This is a genomic window from Allobosea sp. CER48, assembly GCF_044752385.1.
GTDB lineage: Bacteria > Pseudomonadota > Alphaproteobacteria > Rhizobiales > Beijerinckiaceae > Allobosea.
The window spans coordinates 1-4,043 of sequence record NZ_JBIWYK010000295.1 but is presented as its reverse complement, the minus strand read 5'-3'; the positions used below and the strand labels follow the sequence as shown (position 1 = coordinate 4,043).

Genomic DNA, 4,043 nt, shown 5'->3' with positions numbered 1-4,043 from the left:
CGCCGTTGATCGCCGTGATGGCGCGGGCGGGGTTGGAGAAGCTGTCATTGGCGAGCGGATTGAAGCTTGCCGCCGCGTCCTCGTTGGTGATGACGGAGTCGTTGACGGCATCCGCGACGGCGCCGACCGAGATCGCCACCGACCCCCCGATGCTGAGCGCGCCGTCACTGGTGCTGATCGCGATGCTGGCGCTGCCGTTGAAATCCGCCACCGGCGTATAGCTCAGCCCGGCGAGCGCCGCGTTGATCTGGGCGGCCGAGCCGCTGATCGTCACGCTGCCGGTCCCGTTGCCGGTGATGACTGCGCCCGGGGCGGCCGTGACGGTGAGCGTGCCGTTGGTGCTGGTCAGCGTCGTCGTCAGCGCGGTTGAATCGATGTCGGCCACCGCGACGCCGGTGATGGCGCGCGGCGTATCCTCGACGGTGCTCTGCGGGCCCGGGACCGTGAGCGTCGGCGCATCGTTGACCGGCGTTACCGTGACGGCGACGGTCGCGGTCTCGGCCACGCCGCCGGAGGTCACGGTGTAGGTGAAGCTGAAGTTGCCGTTGTAGTCGGCGGTCGGCGTGAAGGCGAGGGTGCCGTTGGCATTGAGCCGGACCGTTCCGCCCGCCACGGCGACCGTGCCGTTGACCGCGATCGCCGTGCCGTTGACGGCCGTGATCGTGCGGCCTGCATTGCTGAAGCTGTCGTTCGCCAGCACGTTGAAGGTCGCGGCGCTGTCCTCGGCGGTCGAGACCGTGTCGTTCACGGCGTCCGCGACGGCGTTGACCGTGATCGTGCTGGTATCGATATCGGTGAGCGCGCCGCCGGTGCCGGTGTTGCCGCCGTCATTGCTGGTCATCGTCAGGGTCACGGCGCCGTTGAAATCGGCGACCGGCACGAAGCCGATGCGAGCCGGAGCGCCAGCCGCGAGATAGGCGTTGATGTTGGCGAGCGTGCCGGTGAGCGTGATGCTGGCGGTGCCGGAGTTGGTCACGGTGACGCCACCGGCCGAAGCGGCCGCAAGCGTGCCGCCGCTGACCGCTAGGGTGACCGTCATCGTGCCCGGGCCCGCGTCGAGATCGATGACCGAGAGCCCGGCGAGGGCCAGTGTCCCGTCTTCCGCGACGGTGAAGGTCGCCGGCAGGGTGTTGACCGGCGCGTCGTTGACCGCGGTGATCGCGACCGTCGCGATCGCGGTGTTGGAGGCGGCGGCGCCGTCGCTGACCGTGACGCTGATGGCGCGGCTCGTGGTGACGATGGCGTCGGAACTCGACGAATACCGAATCTGCTGCAGGGCCGTCTGGTAGGCGGCCTGGCTCGCGGTGCCGGTGAGCGTCAGCGTAAATGTCGTGGCGTTGTAGGAGGCGGTGATGCCGGTCGGCAGCGTCCCCGCGACCGCGAGCAGGTCGCCGGCCTGCGCATTGGTGATGATGATGGTGGCCGAGGCCATCGTGGCGTTGTCGGGATCGGAGATGGCGACGTCGGTATCGACGATGGCGATGCCGCTGCCATTCTCGACATATCCGGTGGCGAAGCCGGTGCCGGCGCCGGAGGCGTCGAGATCGAGCGTGGGCGCATCGTTGACCGCCGTTACCGAGATCGTCGAGACGGCGGTGTTCGATGTCTGCGTGCCGTCGCTGACAGTGACGTTGAAGACGCGCGCCACCGTCGCGGGCGCGTCGCTCGTGCTCTCGTAGAAGATCGACTCGATGGTGTCGGCATAGACCGCCTTGGTCGCCGAGCCGGTGAGCTGGATCGTGATCGTGGTGCCGGTATCGACCACCGTGTAACCGATGCCGTTGATCGTGCCGCTGGAGCCGTTGGCCAGGATCGTGCCCGCCACGCCGCCGATCCGCAGCCGGTCGCCATCCTGCCGGTTGGTCAGGACGACCGTCGCCGAAGCCATGTTGGTATTGTCGGCGTCGGTGATCGAGGAATCGGTGTCGGCGATCGAGACCGGCGTCCCGTTCTCGACATAGCCGGCCGACCAGTCGCGGCCGGCCGTGTCGTCCGTGTAGGCATTGACCCGGACATTATCGACTGAGATGTCGTCGCTTCCCAGCAAGACGGTATTGTACGTGAAGACAAGGTTGCCGGAGGCCGCGACCGTCGTCGGCAGGTTGATCAGGATGTCGGTATAGGTCCAGGCGTTGAGCGTGCTCGCCGCGATCGTGGCCGGCGAGCCCGTCGCCCCGTTCTGGTATTCGATCGTGGCCGCGCCGGTGGCGGTGGTCGCAGTGGTGATCGTCGCATAGACCACGCCGCCCACCGACACGGTCAGCGTCGCCGGCACGCCGACATCGAGGGCGCCGTTGTTCCAGCCCAGCCCGAAGACGACCTGTGCCGAGCCGCTGGGCGCCGGCCCGTTGTTGAGCCCGGTGAGGCCGGCCTGGGTCAGCGTGCCGGTGCCGGCATCCGAGGTCCAGGCGATGGCGCCGCCGCTGCCGATCGAGGAGGAGTAGGTCGTGACGCCGGTGCTGGTCCAGCCGGTGGCGCTGCCGGTGAAATTGCCGTTGTTGACGATGTTCGTCAGCGCCGGCGTCGAGTTCAGGTCGACCACCGGAGGCGTGCGGTTGTAGCCGAAATCCGCGGTGAGGTTGCTGGAGCCGACCGTGCCGAGGCTGATCGCGCGCGTCGCGGTGCCGGTCGTCGGGCTCGCGCCGCCGAGCACGTTGTTGGCATCGGTGACCCGGACGACGTAGTTGCCCGGCAGCACGCCGGTGAAGAGATAGGCGCCGTTCGCGCCTGTCGTGTCGGTGGCCAGCACGCGCTCGCCGGCATCGGCGGCGCCGTTGCCATTGACGTCGTCGACGAGTTGCACGGTGACGTTGGCGAGCCCGCCTTCGCCGGCATCGACCACGCCGTTGTTGTTGTTGTCGTCGAAGATGCGGTCGCCGATCGAGCCCGTCGCCGGGACCCAGCGCGTCGCATCCGAGACGTTGGCGAGCGCGGTCGTGCCATTGGTGGTAATCGCCGCGCCGGTGCCGATCGTGGCCCCGGTGACCGGGTTGATCTGCTGGATCGTCGTGCCGACGAGATAGAAATTGCCGTTGACGTCGCTTCCGGACTGGCCGGCGGTCATGGCTGCCGTCGAGATCACCGCCCCGGTCGTCAGGTTGTAGCGCGTGAAGCCGGTGCTGCTCACGCTGAGCAGCGCATTGTTGGCCGCATCGACCGAGATGTCGCCCCAGTCATTGGTTCCGGTGATCGAGGCGACCAGCGTGTTCGCCGTCGCCACTACGCGGCCATTGCCCGTGAAGGTGATCCGGAAGATCGAGTCGTCCGTGCCGGAGGTGTTCTCGACGGCGAGATAGAGGGTGCCGTTCGCGAATGCAGCGCCGCCCCCGCCGACGCCGGCCGAGCCGACGGTGATGCTCGCTCCGGCACCGTTATTGGTCAGGTCGGAGTCGATCAGGATGTGGGTGTTGTTGACGTAGTCATAGGCGAAGAGCGCCCGGTTGTTGGTATTGACCGTGCTGTCCGTGTAGTAGACGAGCCCGTTGGCGTGATCGACCGCGATCGAGTTGATCACGTTGCTGACGCTGACGCCGCCGATGGAAGACGGCACGGTCGTGATCAGGGTGGCCTTTCCGGTCACGACATCGACGCTGTACAGCGCGTTTCCGGCGGAGACGAGCAGGGCGCCGTTCCCGGTATTTGCGGTGACGTCGAGCAGATGCGCGTAGGATTCCTGGCCTTCGCGCGTGATCGCGAGCTCGGTTTCGATCGAGCCGGTGCGGTGTTCGAGCTGCCAGTCGCCGCCGAGCGCGGCATCGCCGGTGAGGTCGCTCGAAGCGGCAATGTCCGCGCCGGTCATGGCCGACAGCGTCGAGACGAAGCGTTCGCCCTGTTCGCCCAGGGCAGTGTCGCAACCGTAGAGCAGAATGTCGCCGTCACGCGACAGGGCGGAGCCGATCTCCGACAGCGTCGCGGCGAAGGCCTCGATGTTGGCGTTGTTGTAGAGCCCGTTGCCGAGGCGCAGTTCGCCGGCGTCGCCATGCGAGATGATGTGCAGGCTGTCGATGTCGTGATGCCCCTGGAGATAGGTCGCGATCTGCGCG

General features: G+C 67.5%; 1 protein-coding gene. It reads right to left on the bottom strand.

Annotated features, from left to right (window positions below):
- Window positions 1-4,043: DUF4347 domain-containing protein (locus ACIPIA_RS11560; protein ID WP_400509615.1), on the bottom strand; the 4,043-nt coding region annotated here is incomplete at both ends.